This is a genomic window from Pseudomonas sp. Wu6 (assembly GCF_019891515.1).
GTDB classification, from domain to species: domain Bacteria; phylum Pseudomonadota; class Gammaproteobacteria; order Pseudomonadales; family Pseudomonadaceae; genus Aquipseudomonas; species Aquipseudomonas orientalis_A.
Window position 1 is genome coordinate 18083 of record NZ_JAFLXH010000037.1, and the last position, 18130, is coordinate 36212.

Here is an 18130-nt window from a genome sequence, read left to right on the forward strand (position 1 = left end):
GCGGGCAATGAAAAACGCTATCACGCAGATTGACGGGGCCAGGTATAGGTATTTACAGGCATCGCCGGCACCCATACGCCGATACCACCTTTATCCACCGCATCAAGCCCAGGCTTTGCCGACCTTTGTGCCATTGAGGTCATGTGATCATGTCTGCTTCGCTTCATCGAAATACGCCCTCGCTCGCGGCATTCGACCCCCGTGGGTTGACCGTGCGCAACTTCGCTTACCTGCGCGCAACCCCCCAGGCGGCGCCAACGGCCCGTGTCATGCGCCAGGTGTTTGGGGCCAGCGGTCTGCTGCTGCAGCAGTGGGACGCGCGCCTGCATGCGCTTAAATTGAGCGAGCCCGCCACCGAGGCCAACCAGGTGTCGGTGTACAGCCTGTCCGGTGCGCTGGTGCGCCGCAACGATGTGGACGCCGGTATGCGGCTGTTGCTGGCAGCGCCATCCGGGCAACTGTTGCATGCCTGGGATGGGCGGGGGGCCTACCAGCGCCACGACTACGACGCCTTGCAGCGTCCGGTGGCAGTGTTCGAACAAGCGGCAAACGAAGCGCGGCCCCGCTGTGTCGAAAGCCTGGCGTATGCCCCGCCAACCCCCGAGCACCGCGCGCTCAACCGCAGCGGCCAACTGGTACGGCATGCCGACCCGGCGGGCACGCAGGTGTACGACGCGTACGGGATTACCGGGCAAGTGCTGCGGCAAACGCGGCGGTTTCGCGACGCGCCCGGTGAGGTCGACTGGCCGCTTGCCCAGACCGAGCAGAACCAGCAGCTGGAAAGCGCGGGTTACACCACGCGCTGGACGTTTGATGCCCTTGGCAGCACCTTGGAACAGGTCGACGCCAAGGGAAACGGCCGGCACTTTGCCTATGGTCTGGACGGACAGGCCACACATATTCACCTCACTTTGAAAAGTGGCGTGCGCAAGACCGTCATCGAACGCTACGACTACAATGCCGCCGGTCAGGTGGAGACGGCCCTGTTGGGCAATGGCGTGAGCAGCCTGGCCACCTATCGGCCCGAGGACGGCCGTATGCGCCGGTTGATGGCGTACCGCAAAAACGCACCGGCGGCCGCCTTGCAGGACCTGAGCTACGCCTATGATCCCGTGGGCAATGTTTCAAACCTGCTCGATCAGGCGCAACCGACCCAATGGAGCCACAACACGCAAGTGCAGGCTGCCTGCCGCTATGAATACGACTCGCTGTACCAACTGACCCAGGCGACGGGGCGGGAAAGTGCCGGCGCCACGATTGGCCCGGCGCTGCCCGCGCGTATTTCGTTCGGTTCGACCGATGCCGCTTTATGGCGCAACTACACCCAGCACTATGCCTATGACGAGGGGGGCAACCTGACCCGGCTGCGCCATGTGCCGTCCAGTGGTGTCGGCTACACCCGCGTCATGCAGGTGGCGACGGGCAGTAACCGTGCGTTGTCGAGCGAGCTTGCGCCAACCGAAGGGGCGCAAGGCTTTGACGCCAATGGCAATCAGAAACAGCTGGGGCGCGGCCAGCCCATGGTGTGGAACGTGCGTAATCAGCTGGCCAGGGTCACCTCCATTGAGCGTGACGGGGAGGATGCCGACGAAGAGACCTATGTGTATGCCGGTGACGGTCAGCGTGCGCTCAAACTCACTCATCAGCAGGTCGCCGGTAGCCGGCAAACGGCGCGGGTGTATTACCTGCCAGGCCTGGAACTGCGCCACCGGCCGATGCGTCGGCTGAATATCGTGCGCCTTGAGGTGGCGCGTTGCACGGTTGAGGTCCTGCAATGGGAGCTGGGACCCGATGACGGCGCTGCGCAGGAGACCCTGCGTTATTGCCTGAAGGATCAGCAATCGAGTCATGGACTGGAGCTGGGCGAAGAGGCCGAGTTATTGAGCCAGGAGAGCTATTTTCCGTACGGGGGCACCGCGTGGTGGGCGTCGCGCAACGCGGTGCAGGGTCGCGACAAAACCCGCCGATATTCTGGCAAGGAGCGTGACGTCAGCGGTTTGTATTACTACGGCTTTCGCTATTACGCCCCGTGGTTGCAGCGCTGGATAAGCCCGGACCCCGCAGGCGGCGGGGCGCAGTTGAATGCTTATCTGATGGCGTCCAACAACCCGCTCACGTTCGTCGACTCAATGGGGTTGCAGCCTGCCGCCGTGGAAAATACTCAAATACAGGGTGGCGTCGTCATCCTGCTGCTGCTGGTCTTGCTGGGCCTGGGAGCGGGGGCACTGCTGGGCAATGCGCGGCTGGGGGCGGCCGTGGGCGCTCTGGTGGGAGGCGTATTGTTTGGTGCCAGCCGCCTCAGTGCCTATCGATATATGCAACCCCAGGCGGTGGCCAGGGCCGCGGAAGGAATCGAAGCACAGTTCGCCAGGAATATCTCGGAATTGGCGATCAATTTGGCGCAGCAGGCGCAACTGAGCCACGAAGAAACGGAGCGGATGGTGAATTTCGCCTATGGGCGCCGTCCTGCTGAAGGCGGCATGTCGCTTTATGTTTATACAACTCAGGGGTCCAGCTACGGCTATGCGGGGCCGGTGGACCAACCGGGGGAAGTCGAAAGCGTGCTCGCGGGGCAGCGTAACCCGATACCAGAGCTCAGACGCATGGGCTACGGCGCGATTTTGCTGCGAAGTCCGAGCCGTGATCCGGCGGGCGCGAGCGGCCAGCAGGCAGGGGCGAGCGTGTTCGAGGTGGGGGAGACAACACCGGTTGTCGGCACAAGCCGCGCACGCCGTGCTCGGCAAGCCCAGGCGCAGATGCCGTTGGTGGCGTCGGCGGCGGCGAGAGCGGCTGCCCCGCAGGTGGAGTTAGATACCACAGCGCTTGCAGACACCCAACTCTCGGGCCGGGAACGCCGCAGCATTGCCCTTACCCTCAGCCACTTGCGTCAAGGGCGTTTCGGCGCGGTTCATTGGCATGTTCATCGCGACCAACTGTGGTCCGCTGATTTGCACGGCTACGCTGCTGCGCGTGGACGCGGTGCCTATCGCTTGATGTTCAGCCATCTCGGCGGCCAGCGGTACCGAGTGGAGGGCGTACGCAACCCGCACCGCTGAGACCTGTCAGCGGCTGCGTGTCGATGCGGTGGCGGCGTGGTTTTGCTAGAATGCCCGCCGCGTCGCCTGGTCGGCGTCATTTTGCATCCGGTTCACCCCTTACGAGGGTAGCCACCTGGAGAGATTAACCATGACTCAACCTATCGTCGTGGCGGCACTGTACAAGTTCGTCACCCTTGAAGATTACGTCGCCCTGCGCGAGCCACTGTTGCAGGCGATGGTCGACAACGGCATCAAAGGCACCCTGCTGATCGCCGAAGAAGGCATCAATGGCACCGTTTCCGGCAGCCGCGAAGGCATCGACGGCCTGATGGCGTGGCTCAAGCAAGACCCGCGCATGGTCGACATTGACCACAAGGAGTCCTACTGCGACGACCAGCCGTTCTATCGCACCAAGGTCAAGCTCAAGAAAGAGATCGTGACCCTGGGCGTGGAAGGCGTGGACCCGAACAAAAAGGTCGGCACCTACGTCGACCCCAAGGATTGGAACGCGCTGATCAGTGACCCCGAAGTGCTGCTGATCGACACCCGCAACGACTACGAAGTGTCGATCGGCACCTTTGAAGGCGCGATCGACCCGAAGACCACCAGTTTTCGCGAATTCCCCGATTACATCAAAGCCAACTTCGACCCGGCCAAACACAAGAAGGTCGCCATGTTCTGCACCGGCGGCATTCGTTGCGAGAAAGCCTCGAGCTATATGCTCAGCGAAGGCTTCGGCGAGGTCTATCATCTCAAAGGCGGTATCCTTAAATACCTCGAAGAGGTGCCGCAGGAGGAGACCAAGTGGCGGGGCGACTGCTTCGTGTTCGACAATCGCGTCACCGTGCGCCACGATTTGAGCGAAGGCGACTACGATCAATGCCATGCCTGCCGCACACCGGTCAGCGTAGAAGACCGCGCGTCCGAGCACTACGTGGCCGGCATCAGTTGTCCGCATTGCTGGGATAAGCTGCCGGAGAAAACCCGTCGCAGCGCCATCGACCGGCAGAAGCAGATCGAACTGGCGAAGGCCCGTAACATGCCGCACCCGATTGGTTTCAACTACAAGCAAACCCCTTCCGAGGCTTGAACCATGTCCGCGCGCCTGCTCTATGTAATGGACCCGATGTGTTCCTGGTGCTGGGGCTTTGCCCCGGTGGCACAGGCGCTGGTTGAGCAGGCCCGGGCGGCCGGCGTGGAGTTGCACCTGGTGGTGGGCGGCTTGCGCACCGGCAGTGGCGCGGCACTGGAACCGACTACGCGGCGCTATATCCTTGAGCACTGGCAGGCGGTGACCGACGCCACCGGCCAGCCGTTCAAGCGCGAGGGTGCGTTGCCCGAGGGGTTTGTCTATGACACCGAGCCTGCGTGCCGCGCCCTTGTCACTGCGCGCAGCCTGGCGCCGGATTGCGCCTGGACGCTGCTGGGGCTGATCCAGCATGCATTTTATGTAGAAGGCCGCGACGTCACCTCCGCCCACGTGCTGGTGGAACTGGCCGAACAGGCCGGTATTCCGCGTATCGAGTTTGCCGGCGAGTTCGACCGTGCCGAGCAGCACGCGGCCACGGCAGCGGATTTCACCTGGGTGCAGGATTTGGGCATTGCCGGTTTCCCAACCTTGCTGGCCGAGCGCAACGGCCAATTGGCGCTGCTCACCAATGGCTACCAGCCGCTGGACGAGCTGTCACCGTTGCTCGCCCGATGGCTGGAGCGCGCTACCTGTGCGGGATGAGTCAACCATCAGCGACCGCCTGACCTGGGCGGAAATCCGCCGCCTGGCCCTGCGTCACCGCAAATCCCTGTGGATCGCCAACAGCGTCGCCGTGCTGGCGACCTTGTGCAGCGTACCTATCCCGTTGCTGTTGCCGCTGCTGGTCGACGAAGTGCTGCTGGGCCATGGCGACGCCGCACTCAAGGTGATGAACCACGCGTTGCCCCTGGGCTGGCAGAAAGCCGCCGGTTATATCGGCCTGATGCTCTTGATGACCCTGGCCCTGCGCTGCGGCGCACTGGTGTTCAACGTGGTGCAGGCGCGGCTGTTTGCGCGGCTGGCCAAGGACATTGTCTACCGCATCCGCGTGCGCCTGATCGAGCGGCTCAAGCGCATCTCCCTGGGCGAATATGAAAGCCTGGGCAGCGGCACGGTAACCACCCACCTGGTCACCGACCTGGACACCCTGGACAAATTCGTCGGCGAAACCCTCAGCCGCTTCCTGGTGGCGATGCTCACCCTGGTCGGCACGTCGGCGATTCTGGTGTGGATGCACTGGCAACTGGCGCTGCTGATCCTGCTGTTCAACCCGTTGGTGATCTACGCCACGGTGCAGTTGGGCAAGCGCGTCAAACACCTGAAAAAACTCGAAAACGACAGCACCTCGCGGTTCACCCAGGCGCTCACCGAAACCCTGGACGCCATCCAGGAAGTGCGCGCCGGCAACCGCCAGGGCTTTTTCCTCGGGCGTCTGGGCCAGCGGGCCCGGGAAGTGCGGGACTACGCCATTCACTCGCAATGGAAAACCGACGCGTCCAGCCGCGCCAGTGGTTTGCTGTTCCAGTTCGGTATCGACATCTTCCGTGCCGCCGCCATGTTGACCGTGCTGTTTTCCGACCTGTCCATCGGCCAGATGCTCGCGGTGTTCAGTTACCTGTGGTTCATGATCGGCCCGGTGGAGCAGTTGCTCAACCTGCAATACGCCTACTACGCGGCAGGCGGCGCGTTGACGCGCATCAACGAGCTGCTGGCCCGCGCCGACGAGCCGCAATACGCCGGAGGTGCGGACCCCTTCAGCGGGCGTGCGACCGTCGGTATCGAAGTGCGCGGCCTGGACTTCGGCTACGGTGACGACCTGGTGCTCGACCAATTGAACCTGGCCATCGCACCGGGGGAGAAAGTCGCGATTGTCGGCGCCAGCGGCGGCGGCAAAAGTACCCTGGTGCAACTGTTGCTGGGCCTCTATACACCGCAGGCCGGCAGCATTCGTTTTGGCGGCGCGAGTCAGCAGGAAATCGGCCTGGCGACCATCCGTGAAAACGTCGCGGTGGTACTGCAGCACCCGGCGCTGTTCAACGATAGCGTGCGCGCCAACCTGACGATGGGCCGCGAGCGCACGGACCAGGCCTGCTGGCAGGCACTGGAAATCGCCCAGCTGGATGCTACCGTCAAGGCATTGCCGTTGGGCCTGGACAGCGTAGTGGGGCGTTCCGGCGTGCGTTTTTCCGGTGGTCAACGGCAACGCCTGGCCATTGCGCGCATGGTCCTGGCCGAGCCCAAGGTGGTGATTCTGGATGAAGCCACCTCGGCGCTGGACGCGGCCACCGAATACAACCTGCACCAGGCGCTGGCGCGGTTTCTCAGTGGGCGTACTACACTGATCATCGCCCACCGGCTCTCGGCAGTGAAACAGGCTGACCGTGTATTGGTGTTCGATGGCGGGCATATCGCCGAGGATGGCGACCATCAGCAGTTGATTGCCGATGGCGGGTTGTACGCCAAATTGTATGGACACCTGCAACAAGTGCGTTGATTTAGCTTAGGCTGTGCTATCGGGAGCGGATTTTCGCGTGCGTATTGAGCTGTGCATGTGCAAGGGACTTCATGAAGCAAAAGCGGACTCTCGGAACGCCACGGCTGCTGGGCATTGTCTGGCCCTTTATTGCCGTTGTGCTGTTCCAGGCATTGTTAGGCTGCGTCAGTCTCTACGTGCTCTCGGCGGTGCGTGGCTATGTGGCAGGTGAAAGTCTGTGGTCCAAGGGCCAGAAAGACGCCATCTACTACCTGACCCTCTACGCCGATAATCGCGAAGCCGCCACCTACCTCAAGTATCAGCAAGCCATTGCCGTGCCCCAGGGCGGGCACGAATTGCGCATCGCCCTGGACAGTTCTACGCCTGATATTCCGGCTGCGCGCCTGGGTATCATCAAGGGCGGCAACCACCCGGACGACGTCTCCAGCCTGATCTGGCTGTACCTCAACTTTCGTCATTTCAGCTACCTGAAAAAAGCCATCGAACTCTGGACGGTGGGCGACGGCTACCTGTTGCAACTGGACGACCTTGCTCGCCAAATGCATGACGCCATTGCTGCTGACCGGGTCGATGCCGACGATGTGCGGCTGTGGAAGGCGCGTATCACGGCGATCAACGAAGGTGTGACACCGGCGGCCAAGGCGTTCAGCGATGCCTTGGGCGAAGGTTCGCGGATGATCCTGCGCCTGCTGTTGATCACTAACCTGGCCACGGCCCTGGGCCTGATCGTCCTGGCGCTGCTGCGCACGTACAAGTTGCTGGCCCAGCGCCACGCGTTTGCCGACGCCCTGCAGGCGGAGAAAGAGCGGGCGCAGATCACCCTGGAGTCGATTGGTGACGGGGTCATCACCACCGACGTGGACGGTGCGATTGCCTATATGAACCCCGCCGCCGAAGCGCTGACCCACTGGAATTCGGCCCAGGCCCAGGGCCTGCCGCTGGCGGCGTTGTTCAAATTGCTGGATGAGAACGCCGAGCCGGACGGCTTCACCCTGATCGAGCACATCATCAAAGGCGAACTCAGTGGCGGCAGTGACCATTCCAAGCTGATCCAGCGCCTGGACGGCAGCACCGTTTCGGTGACCCTGGTGGGCGCGCCGATTCGCAGCGCAGGCAAGGTCAGTGGCGCGGTGCTGGTGCTGCATGACATGACCCAGGAGCGCCAGTACATCGCTAATCTTTCCTGGCAGGCGACCCACGATGCCTTGACCGGCCTGGCCAACCGGCGTGAATTCGAATACCGCCTGGAGCAAGTGCTGCAGCAGGTGTCACGCCAGCCAAACGGCCGGCATGCCTTGATGTTCCTCGACCTGGACCAGTTCAAGCTGGTCAATGACACCTGCGGCCACGCTGCGGGCGACGAGTTGCTGCGGCACATTTGCGCGCTGCTGCAATCGGACTTGCGCGAAGGCGATACCCTGGCGCGCCTGGGCGGCGATGAATTTGGCATCCTCCTGGAAAACTGCCCGGCAGCGGTAGCCGAAAAGATCGCCGAGAGCCTGCGCCACACCGTGCAAAGCCTGCACTTTGTGTGGAAGGGCCGGCCGTTCATGACCACCGTCAGCATCGGCCTGGTGCATATCTCGCAAACGCCCACCACCCTGGAAACGTCGCTGCGCGCCGCCGATATGGCGTGCTACATGGCCAAGGAGAAGGGGCGTAATCGGGTGCAGGTGTATCACGCCGATGACTCGGAGCTGTCCATACGCTTTGGCGAGATGGCGTGGGTGCAACGCCTGCACATGGCCCTTGAGGAGGACCGCTTTTGCCTTTACTCCCAGGAGATTTCACCTCTGGGCCATACCGAAGCGGGCACCGGTCACATCGAAATACTCTTGCGCCTGCACGACGAAGCGGGCCGAACCATTCTGCCCGACAGTTTTATTCCGGCGGCCGAACGTTATGGCTTGATGACGTCCCTGGACCGCTGGGTGGTGGAGAACGTATTCAAGATCATCGCCCGTTGCATGCATGAGCATCCGGGCCGACCCATGGCCATGTGTGCGATTAATCTGTCAGGTATAACCATTGGCGATGATGATTTTCTCGGGTTTTTGCGTGAGAAATTCGACACTTACAGCATTCCCCCGGAAATGATTTGTTTTGAAATAACTGAGACCAGCGCTATCGCCAATTTAGGCAGCGCAATTCGTTTTATTAATGAACTCAAGGCGTTAGGTTGCCACTTTTCCCTTGATGATTTTTGCGCCGGAATGTCCTCATTCGCCTATCTCAAACATTTACCTGTAGACTTCTTGAAGATCGATGGAAGTTTCGTAAAGGATATGCTGGACGACCCGATTAACCGCGCCATGGTCGAAGTGATCAATCACATCGGCCATGTCATGGGTAAACGCACAATTGCCGAGTTTGTTGAAACGTCGCAGATAGAACAGGCGTTACTTGAGATAGGTGTGGACTACGCTCAAGGCTATCTGATCGAACGCCCGCAATTGTTTACCTGTGACCGCCTGCAATGCCGACCCGTGCGGCCGCAGCCTCTGTTATTCAAGGCGCCCGGCACCTTCCGCTGAAACTTGCCGGTCTGTACATCACACTTAAAAAGGAGCCCTACAGTGATCGACACATTCAACAGAACCGGCCCGCTTATGGAAGCCTCAAGTTACCCCGCCTGGGCCCAGCAATTGATCCAGGACTGTAGCGAGAGCAAGCGTCGAGTTGTCGAACACGAACTGTACCACCGCATGCGTGATAACACGCTCAGCGCCAGGACCATGCGCCACTACCTGATCGGCGGCTGGCCTGTGGTGGAGCAGTTTGCCTTGTACATGGCACAGAACCTCACCAAGACCAAATTCGCCCGTCATCCTGGCGAAGACATGGCGCGACGCTGGCTGATGCGCAATATTCGCGTGGAATTGAACCATGCTGATTATTGGGTGAATTGGGCGCGTGCCCATGGCGTCAGTCTTGAAGACCTGCAGGCCCAGGACGTGCCACCGGAGTTGCACGCACTGAGCCATTGGTGCTGGCACACCAGCTCGGCTGACTCGTTGATCGTCGCGATTGCCGCCACCAACTACGCCATCGAGGGCGCGACGGGGGAGTGGTCCGCCGTGGTCTGTTCCACCGGCGTGTATGCCGCTGCCTTCCCCGAGGAAGAGCGCAAGCGTGCGATGAAGTGGCTGAAGATGCACGCCCAGTACGATGACGCGCACCCTTGGGAAGCCCTGGAAATCATCTGCACCCTCGCTGGCACGAACCCGAGCAAAGCCCTACAGGTGGAGTTGCGACAGGCCGTGTGCAAGAGCTACGACTACATGTATCTGTTCCTGGAAAGTTGCATGCACTTGGAGCAAGAGAAGGAAAAGGCGCCGGCGCTCGTGCGTGAGCGCCATGCCCGAGTTGCCAGCGAGGCGTGATGCACAGGCAATGGCGGGGTATTACCCCGCCATTGCCAGACGATTACGGCCTGCGCGCTTGGCCACGTACAAGGCATTGTCGGCTCGGCGCAGCAGGCTTTCAGCCGACTCAGCCGCCAGTAACGTCGAGCAGCCGAGGCTTACCGTCAATTCGATTCGCGTCCCTTCTACCCAGTAGTCCTGGGCCTGCGCCGCCTGGCGCAGGCGTTCGCCGACCATCCGCGCCGCATCACGGCCGGTGTTGGACAGCAGGATCAGAAATTCTTCCCCGCCAAACCGAAACACCATGTCCACGTTGCGCAGCTGGCCCTTGATCGCCGCAGCCACGGCGCGCAATACGCTGTCGCCGGCGGTATGACCATGGGTGTCATTGATGCGCTTGAAGTGGTCGATGTCCAGCATCAACAGAGACAGCGGGTGCATGTGCCGCCGCGCCATGTCGATTTCCCGTTGCAGCGTCTGGTCCATGGCAATGCGGTTGCCGGTTTCGGTCAACGGATCGCGCAAGGCGCTGCGGGTGGCGGCGCGGTAGAGCAGGGCATTGCGCATCGGATACAGCAGGGCCGCCAACAGGGATTCGAGTTGGCCCAGTTCCTCTTCCATAAAGCGCTGGTTGCGGCGGAACACCAACTCGCCCAGGTGCTCGCCATCATGGCTCAAGGTGTAGCTCATCGAATGATGGCCGCGTTGGCCGAACTCCAGGCGCAGGTCAGTGGTGACGTGGCGGTATTGCAAGGCATCCAGCGGCACCAGGCGCTGGATTTCGCGAAAGAACAGGCCAAGGATGCGTTCCGGCTCGAGGCTGGTTTGCAATTGCTGGTTAAGTTGCTGGCGGAGCTGGCCAAGGGTGGCGGGGCGAGCTGAACGCAGGGATGGCTGACCAAATCCCAGGCGTTGCAATTTGGCACTGTCAAAGTCAATTGCGTTGGTCTGGGTGGGTGTTTTCATGGGTGCGCGGCCTCTAAGCACATGACTGTCTTACAGGCGGATGAGAGTGGCAAGTGCCAGGCGTCTTACTGGTCCTTCAGTTCCGTAAAACATTGGGGATCAGTCTAAACCGCTTTACGCCGGGTTATAAGCCCGGGGCACTGCCACACGTCTTGTCATCGCTTGACCTGCTTGAGAGGCGTTAGAGCGAGATTCATGCCAAATCGTTTTATTTATTAAATAGCCATAGGAATCAATTGACTGCCCAGGCTCGAAAAACAATCGACAGCGCGTGGCGTCATTTATCTGGCTGGACAGTCGCAGGATTACCGGGCTACCAGCGTGGAACTGTCAATTTGTTCGATCGACGTGACACCGGTCAGCGTCATCGCCACGCGCATTTCCCTGGCGAAGATATCCAGCAGGTTTTCCACACCGCTCTGCCCGTCGGCGGCCAACGCGTACACGCTGGCGCGCCCGAGCAGGCAGGCCTTGGCCCCCAGGGCGAGCATGCGTACCACGTCTAGCCCGGAACGAATGCCGGAATCCACCAGCACGGTGAGGTCATCGCCGACGGCCTCGGCAATCGGTGGCAACGCTTTGGCGGTAGACAACACGCCATCCAGCTGGCGGCCGCCATGGTTGGAGACCACGATGCCGTCGGCTCCGAAGCTCACGGCATCCTTGGCATCCTGTGGGTCGAGGATGCCCTTGATGATCATCGGCCCCTTCCAGAAGTCGCGAATCCACTCCAAATCTTTCCAACTGATCGAGGGATCGAAGTTGTTGGCCAGCCAGCCTATGTAGTCCTCCAGGTGCGTGGGTTTGCCCAGGTACCGGGAAATATTGCCCAGGTCATGGGGACGGCCCATCAACCCCACATCGAACGCCCATTGCGGCTTGGTCATGGCTTGCAGCATTCGCCGCTGCGCGGCATAGGGGCCGGACATGCCGGAGTGGGCATCGCGATAACGCGCGCCCGGGGTCGGCATATCGACGGTAAACACCAGTGTCGTCACCCCCGCGGCCTGCGCGCGCTCCAGCGCATTGCGCATGAAGCCGCGATCCTTGAGCACGTACAACTGGAACCATATCGACTGCGGGCTTTGCGATGCCACCTCTTCAATCGAGCACACCGACACCGTCGACAAACAGAAGGGCACGCCTTTGTTCGCCGCCGCCTTGGCCGCTTGCACTTCACCGCGCCGGGCATACATGCCCGTCAAACCGACCGGGCTGAGGATGACCGGCATGGCCTGCTCCTGGCCGAACAACGAGGTTTTCAGGCTCAGGTTGTCGACATTGCGCAAGATGCGCTGGCGCAGGCTTATCTCGGCCAGGTCCGAACTGTTGGCCCGCAGCGTATGCTCGGCGTAGGCGCCGCCATCGATATAGTCGAATAGAAAGCGCGGCAACTTGCGCTTGGCGGCAGCGCGGTAATCGGATGCGGACGAAATGATCATGTAGAGGGGCTCCACTCGGCGAAGCGCTCCACGATAAGCAAAATTCTGGCATGATAAAAACAACTTTTATCGCTGCAATCGAGTCGCAAAGGGAATACTGATGAATCTGCGAACCCTGCGGGCGTTTGTTGAAGTGGTACGCCAGGGCGGGTTTTCCCAGGCGGCTGACGTGGTGTCCCTGACCCAGTCCACGGTCAGCAAAGCGGTCAAGACGCTGGAGGAGGAACTGGGCACCCCGTTGCTTAATCGTCTCGGCCACCGGAACGAACTCACCGCCGCTGGCGAAATTGCCTACCGTCGGGCCTTGGTGATGCTGGCTGAACGCAACGACCTGATTGCCGAGATCAACGACCTGCGTGGCCTCAAGCGCGGCGTGCTGCGCATCGGCCTGCCGCCGGTGGGTTGCGGCGTACTGTTTGCTGCAATGTTTGCCACCTACCGCACGCGTTACCCCGACATCGACATCGAACTCACCGAGTACGGCAGCAAAAAACTGCGCGAATGCCTGGAGGCGGGGGAGGTCGACCTGGCGGCATTGCTGCTACCGGTGGATGAGTGTTTCGACTACCAGCCGGTGCGCAACGAACCGCTGATCGCCGTGCTGCCCATCCACCACCCGCTGGCGCGCCGCGAACGCATCGACTTCACCGACCTGGCGGACTCTGCGTTCATCCTGTTCGAAGCCGGTTTCGCCCTCAACGCGAAAATCCTCGCCGCCTGCGAACGCAAGGGCGTCGTGCCAAAGGTAACGGCCCGCAGTGGGCAGATCGACTTTATCGTCGACCTGGTCGCCGCCGGCCTGGGCGTGGCGTTCCTGCCGCGGATGCTGGCGCACAAACACCAGCACGCCGGCATTGCCCTGATCCCCCTGGACGAACCCCACACCGACTGGCACATCGCCCTGGCCTGGCGCGCCAGCGCCCACTTGCCACCGGCAGCCCGGGCGTGGCTGGAACTGGCCAGGGAGCAGGCGATTTCGACCGGTCAGCCTTTACAGTCGTGAAAAATCTTAGAGGAGGCTTGACTTCTTCTTTTTAATCAGTAACATACGGCGCATTCCGCGATAGCTCAGTTGGTAGAGCAAATGACTGTTAATCATTGGGTCCCTGGTTCGAGTCCAGGTCGTGGAGCCAGATAGAGAAAAGCCTGCAGAGATGCAGGCTTTTTTTTGCGTGGGATTTGACGAATTAACCGGCTTTAAAGCAGGGCGATGATGGTTATGGGACAGATTTGCTTTTTGGCTTGGTTGGCTTTGGGGTAGCAAGCATTCGATTCAATTCACCGGCGAGCGCTATCAGCTGTTGCTCCAGTGCTTCGACCTCTGAGACGCTGATGCCGTTGCTGATGACTTGCAGGGTTTTGGCTTGTTTGTTCGAAACAGGCGCGAGGTCATGTGCGTCCGGGCAAACCAACGCCTGTCGCAGCAGGTTGTTGATGACAGTCTGATAGCCGGTGCCGGCATTTTCCGCACGCGCACGGGCGGCTTCGATCACCGCATCGTCCAGCATGATCGTGATGCGGGTTTTTCCTTTGTTGCTGGCGATGGCGCCGCGTTTGGCGCTGCTGAAGTCGTATTCGTCTTTCATGGTTCAAACTTCCAGGTACTGGCGCCGTTCATTTTTGGATGCAAGCCGTGCACTGATAATGCGTACGCAGTTGGGGTCGCGATAGGTGTAGGCCACCACCAATACGCGCCCCTTTGCATCTGTGCCCATAATCACCCAGCGTTCTTCTGCGTGATCGCGGTCTTGCATGGTCAGGGCTGCCTCGTCATAAAACACCGGCTCTGCATCAGCAAGGCTTATGCCTCTGTGCTTGCGCTCGTTGGAGAGGCTTTTTGCATTGTCGAATTGAACCATGAATGTTTTCATTATGCATATTTTATATGTATAAAAAGCGGATAAATGGATCGGCCATCAAGGAACGGCACAGCCCGGATGGGTCGTGTTTGGAGGCGCTATTTCCCACTCGATCAGTTGAAGTTTGATCTTGCAGAAATCGTTCAGGTATTTCCGTAAGTCGCGGGCGACCCCTTACGTAGCCACATTCAGTTCCGATTGTCGGAAGGCATGATTGGATTGACCCGCAGGCTCAGGCAGAGGGTTTTTAAAGGCGGTTTGGGGGGAGGGGTGTAACGTTTTGCCTTGGTGGCGTTGGCAAATAACTGGTAATCATTGGGTCCCTGGTTCGAGTCCAGGTCGTGGAGCCAGATAGAGAAAAGCCTGCAGAGATGCAGGCTTTTTTTTGCGTGGGATTTGCCGCGGCAAGCAAGTGCACGGCGACGATCATCAATTTGATCCAGTGCTAATGCACCCTCACTTAACCCCAGCCATCAGCCTCGACGATTGCCTCTTTGGGAGCACCCTATCGCCATGAAGACACAACCGGGTATCCAAAAGGCAGGGTTTGCGGTGCCCAGGCCTACGGCGATCATTGACACGCCTACTGCAAACATGATGCGTTCTCCATAACCGAAATATCCATTAACCACTGGGCTGAATTTAACATAGGCCCTTAACGACTCAATAACAACTCGCGCTCGGCCGGTAATTTCGGTTCTGCGTCCAGGCTGGGCTTTCCTGTGCACCGCGTCGCCACGCCTATATCCCAGGTCAGCGCATCCGCCACGCGGGCGTTCTCGGGGCTTATCGCCCGACCGCTATCCCGTCGGGTTTATACTGGCCACCTTCAAATACGTCGAGATTCCCATGAGCACCTCTGTTTCCCTGACGCCGGCACGCAAGCCGGTCGCGCCCCTGGTGGCCTTTCTCATCCTGGTGGCAGGCGCCCTGTTTCTGCAAAGCGCGGTGGGCATGCGCCAGGTTGTGTTGCTGATCGTCGGCGCCGCCTTGGGCCTGACGCTGTATCACGCCGCCTTTGGTTTCACCTCGGCCTGGCGTGTGTTTATCAAGGATCGGCGTGGCGCCGGGTTGCGCGCGCAGATGGTGATGCTGGCGGTGGCGGTGGTGCTGTTTTTCCCGGCGTTGGGCGCGGGGACCTTGTTCGGTCAGCCGGTGGTCGGGCTGGTGGCGCCGGCCGGGGTGTCGGTGGTCTTTGGCGCGTTTATCTTCGGCATCGGCATGCAGCTGGGCGGCGGTTGCGCGTCGGGCACCCTGTTCACCGTAGGTGGCGGCAATGCGCGGATGCTGGTGACCCTGTTGTTCTTTATCTGCGGATCGTTGATCGCCACCCATCATGTCGATTGGTGGTTTGCCTTGCCGTCGTTTGCGCCGGTTTCAATCGTCAAAAGTTTCGGCGTACTGCCGGCGTTGCTCCTGAGCCTGGCGGTGTTCGCGGTCATCGCGCTGGTCAGCGTGCGCCTGGAGAAGGCCCGCCATGGCCAACTTGAAACCGGCGTCACCAGCGAGCATCAAGGGCTGCGCCGCTTCCTGCGTGGGCCCTGGCCGTTGGTGTGGGGGGCGATAGGCCTCGCCTTGCTCAACTATGCCACGCTGGCGCTGGCCGGGCGGCCGTGGGGGATTACTTCAGCGTTTGCGCTGTGGGGCGCCAAGGTGGCGAGTGGGCTGGGGGTAGACGTGGCCAGTTGGGCGTTCTGGCAGATGCCGGCCAACGCCAAGGCCCTGGCCGCACCGGTCTGGGAAGACATCACCAGCGTCATGGACATCGGCATCGTGCTTGGCGCGCTGTTGGCCGCGGGCCTTGCCGGACGGTTTGCGCCGAGCTTGAAGATACCGGCGCGCTCGTTGATCGCGGCGGTCATCGGTGGCCTGTTGCTCGGTTATGGTTCGCGCCTGGCGTATGGCTGCAACATTGGCGCCTACTTCAGCGGCATCGCCTCGGGCAGCCTGCACGGCTGGCTGTGGCTGGTGGCTGCGTTTATCGGCAATAGCGTGGGCGTGCGGCTGCGACCTTTCTTTTTCGCTGGCGAACGGCCTCAAGTGGCCTTGAACGGTTGCTGAGCGAGCGGCTCCAGGTTTGCCTGGCATGTCCGAATCCGTCCCGAGACGGTCCGCCTTGCGCCTGTTACGATCCTGAAGAGGGCTTTACCATGATTTGCAGTATCGGCCCCTAATCCAAGCCTGAAGGACCTACCATGAGCCGCACAGCCCTGATCGTAATCGACGCCCAGCATTCATTTCGGCATGCACCCTACTGGTCCGAAAACGACCTGTCGAGCTACCTGGAAAACCAGCAGGCCCTTATTGATGGCTGCGTACAGCAAGGCATCCCGGTGGTGCAGGTGTTTCATGTGGAGGACCAGGGCGCCTTTTCGCTGGCATCGGGTAACGTCAGGGTATTGAGCGAGCTTTCGATCGATCCGCAGCTGGTCATCCATAAGCACTACCACAGCGCCTTCGCCGGTACGCCGCTGGGCGCGCGTCTCATCGAGATGGGCGTCACCCGTTTGATCATCAGTGGTATTCGTACCGAACAGTGCTGCGAGACCACCACGCGGCAGGCCTCGGACAGCGGGTTCAACGTCGACTTCGTCAGTGAGGCCACGCTGACGTTCCCGATGACCCACGCCCGCAGCGGCCGGGTGTACACCCCGGCCGAGATTCGCGAGCGTACGGAGCTGGTGCTGGAAGGCCGGTTTGCGCGCATCGTCACCGTCGCCCAGGCATTGGCGGGGTGAATCAATGAGCGTGCCGGTGCTGTTCGTGTTGTTGCCCAATGTGCTGATGCTGGATCTGGCCGGGCCTGCCGAAGTATTGCGCCTGGCCGCGCAGATGGATGACCCGGCGGCGGTGGATTTCGAGCTGCACTACGTCAGCCCGGTGCCGTCCCTGCACACCTCCATCGGCTTGCCGTTGACGGGCCTGGCACCTTTGCCGGCCAGCCTGGCGCCCGGCACCCTGGTGGTGTTGGTGGGCTCAAGCATGAAGGCAGACGAAGCCGGCCTGCGCGCCTTCGAATCCGCCAGCGACAGCCTGGTGCAGTGGCTGCAAACGGTGTTTGCGCCGTCTGCCGAGCATTTGATATGCGTGTGCGCCGGCGCACTGACGGCCGCCCGCGCCGGGCTGCTTGACGGGCGCCAATGCACCACCCACCACGCGCTGTGCGCTACCCTCCAGGCCCTGGCGCCCAAGGCACGGGTCCTGGAAAACCGCCTGTACGTCACCGATGGCCCGGTCAGCTGCAGCGCCGGGATCACCGCCGGTATCGATATGATGCTGCACCTGGTCGCCGAGCGTGCCGGGCCCAGACTGGCATGCGCCGTCGCGCGGGATATGGTGGTGTACCTGCGCCGCAGCGGCACTGACCCGCAGCTATCGCCGTGGATCACCGGGCGCAATCACCTGCATCCGGCCGTCCATCGCGTACAGGACGCCATTGCCGCCGCCCCGTGTGACGCCTGGACCGTGACCCGCATGGCAAACCTGGCCTGCACCGGCAGCCGCCATCTGGCGCGCCTGTTCCACGAGCATGTCGGCATCAGCCCGCTGGATTACCTGCACCGTCTGCGCCTGGCCGTGGCCCGCGAGCTGCTGGTGGCGTCGAGCCTGGACATCGAAACGGTGGCCGAGCGCGCAGGCTTTGGTTCGGCGCGTCATCTGCGGCGTATCTGGGGCAAATATGAAGCGGGCACGCCGTCGGCAATGCGCCTTATTGAGCAGGCGTCTCGGCAGGCGTGATTGGGGCTTGAGCCGCCTCGGCTTCGAGCTTCAAGCGGTCCGCCTTGCTGATGTATTTATCTTTGCTTTTCGGCGCCAGTTTGGCGTTGGCCTTTTTGGCCTTGGCCTTGAAAAGCTGCTGGAGTTTTTTCTGGCGGTTCATGTGCGTGGGCCTGGCAGGTAAAGGCGCGAATGATACCAGCTAAAAAACCGTGGATT

The 18130-nt window shown here is 61.2% G+C and carries 15 protein-coding genes and 1 tRNA gene; 11 read left to right on the plus strand and 5 right to left on the minus strand.

Annotation, left to right across the window (positions count from 1 at the left end; translation table 11 throughout):
* The first annotated feature begins 149 nt into the window (after positions 1-149).
* The 6 genes from J1G34_RS21915 (at position 150) to J1G34_RS21940 (ending at position 9945) form a co-directional block, all read left to right on the plus strand.
* The gene (locus J1G34_RS21915) at positions 150-3056 is read left to right on the plus strand and encodes an RHS repeat-associated core domain-containing protein (protein ID WP_222994625.1); all 2907 of its coding nucleotides are present in this window, start codon (positions 150-152) and stop codon (positions 3054-3056) included.
* A gap of 130 nt (positions 3057-3186) precedes the next feature.
* Entirely contained in the window at positions 3187-4128 is a 942-nt protein-coding gene (trhO, locus tag J1G34_RS21920) for an oxygen-dependent tRNA uridine(34) hydroxylase TrhO (RefSeq protein ID WP_122560524.1), read from the plus strand.
* A gap of 3 nt (positions 4129-4131) precedes the next feature.
* Positions 4132-4770, plus strand: coding sequence for a DsbA family protein (locus tag J1G34_RS21925; protein ID WP_065895479.1), 639 nt, complete (start codon positions 4132-4134; stop codon positions 4768-4770).
* A 7-nt stretch (positions 4771-4777) separates the two neighbouring features.
* Entirely contained in the window at positions 4778-6562 is a 1785-nt protein-coding gene (locus J1G34_RS21930) for an ABC transporter ATP-binding protein (RefSeq protein ID WP_222994640.1), read from the plus strand.
* Positions 6563-6633: 71 nt separating this feature from the next.
* Entirely contained in the window at positions 6634-9096 is a 2463-nt protein-coding gene (locus J1G34_RS21935; RefSeq protein WP_222994626.1) for an EAL domain-containing protein, read from the plus strand.
* Positions 9097-9171: 75 nt separating this feature from the next.
* Positions 9172-9945 carry a TenA family transcriptional regulator gene (locus tag J1G34_RS21940; protein WP_262411909.1) on the plus strand — a complete coding sequence of 258 codons (774 nt, stop codon included), beginning with the start codon at positions 9172-9174 and terminating at the stop codon, positions 9943-9945.
* A gap of 21 nt (positions 9946-9966) precedes the next feature.
* On the opposite strand, the gene J1G34_RS21945 is transcribed toward J1G34_RS21940, so the two are convergent.
* Positions 9967-10893, minus strand: a complete 927-nt coding sequence (locus tag J1G34_RS21945) for a GGDEF domain-containing protein (RefSeq protein ID WP_065895481.1) — start codon at positions 10891-10893, stop codon at positions 9967-9969.
* Positions 10894-11198: 305 nt separating this feature from the next.
* Positions 11199-12335 (minus strand): FMN-dependent L-lactate dehydrogenase LldD, encoded by a 1137-nt coding sequence (gene lldD / locus J1G34_RS21950; RefSeq protein ID WP_128876318.1) that lies wholly within the window; start codon positions 12333-12335, stop codon positions 11199-11201.
* 100 nt (positions 12336-12435) lie between these two features.
* Here lldD and J1G34_RS21955 point away from each other — a divergent pair, with 100 nt between their 5' ends.
* Together J1G34_RS21955 and J1G34_RS21960 are read left to right on the plus strand one after the other, a co-directional pair.
* Positions 12436-13338 (plus strand): LysR family transcriptional regulator, encoded by a 903-nt coding sequence (locus tag J1G34_RS21955; RefSeq protein WP_130138892.1) that lies wholly within the window; start codon positions 12436-12438, stop codon positions 13336-13338.
* A gap of 54 nt (positions 13339-13392) precedes the next feature.
* Positions 13393-13468 (plus strand) — tRNA-Asn (locus J1G34_RS21960).
* An 84-nt stretch (positions 13469-13552) separates the two neighbouring features.
* Here J1G34_RS21960 and J1G34_RS21965 read toward each other — a convergent pair.
* Together J1G34_RS21965 and J1G34_RS21970 are read right to left on the minus strand one after the other, a co-directional pair.
* Complete coding sequence (locus J1G34_RS21965) at positions 13553-13921, minus strand: BrnA antitoxin family protein (RefSeq protein WP_065895484.1); 369 nt, start codon at positions 13919-13921, stop codon at positions 13553-13555.
* Positions 13922-13924: 3 nt separating this feature from the next.
* Positions 13925-14206: a BrnT family toxin gene (locus tag J1G34_RS21970; RefSeq protein WP_065883251.1), complete on the minus strand. Its 282-nt coding sequence runs from the start codon at positions 14204-14206 to the stop codon at positions 13925-13927.
* Positions 14207-15043: 837 nt separating this feature from the next.
* Between J1G34_RS21970 and J1G34_RS21975 the strand changes: the two genes are divergently transcribed.
* From J1G34_RS21975 to J1G34_RS21985, 3 genes are all read left to right on the plus strand, one after another.
* Entirely contained in the window at positions 15044-16255 is a 1212-nt protein-coding gene (locus J1G34_RS21975) for a YeeE/YedE family protein (RefSeq protein WP_065883250.1), read from the plus strand.
* Between the two features lie 134 nt (positions 16256-16389).
* Positions 16390-16932 (plus strand): cysteine hydrolase family protein, encoded by a 543-nt coding sequence (locus tag J1G34_RS21980; RefSeq protein WP_122461433.1) that lies wholly within the window; start codon positions 16390-16392, stop codon positions 16930-16932.
* Between the two features lie 4 nt (positions 16933-16936).
* The gene (locus J1G34_RS21985) at positions 16937-17932 is read left to right on the plus strand and encodes a GlxA family transcriptional regulator (RefSeq protein ID WP_065936394.1); all 996 of its coding nucleotides are present in this window, start codon (positions 16937-16939) and stop codon (positions 17930-17932) included.
* Here J1G34_RS21985 and J1G34_RS21990 read toward each other — a convergent pair.
* The gene (locus J1G34_RS21990; protein ID WP_065895488.1) at positions 17904-18074 is read right to left on the minus strand and encodes a DUF2986 domain-containing protein; all 171 of its coding nucleotides are present in this window, start codon (positions 18072-18074) and stop codon (positions 17904-17906) included. The genes J1G34_RS21985 and J1G34_RS21990 overlap by 29 nt on opposite strands.
* Positions 18075-18130 lie beyond the last annotated feature (56 nt).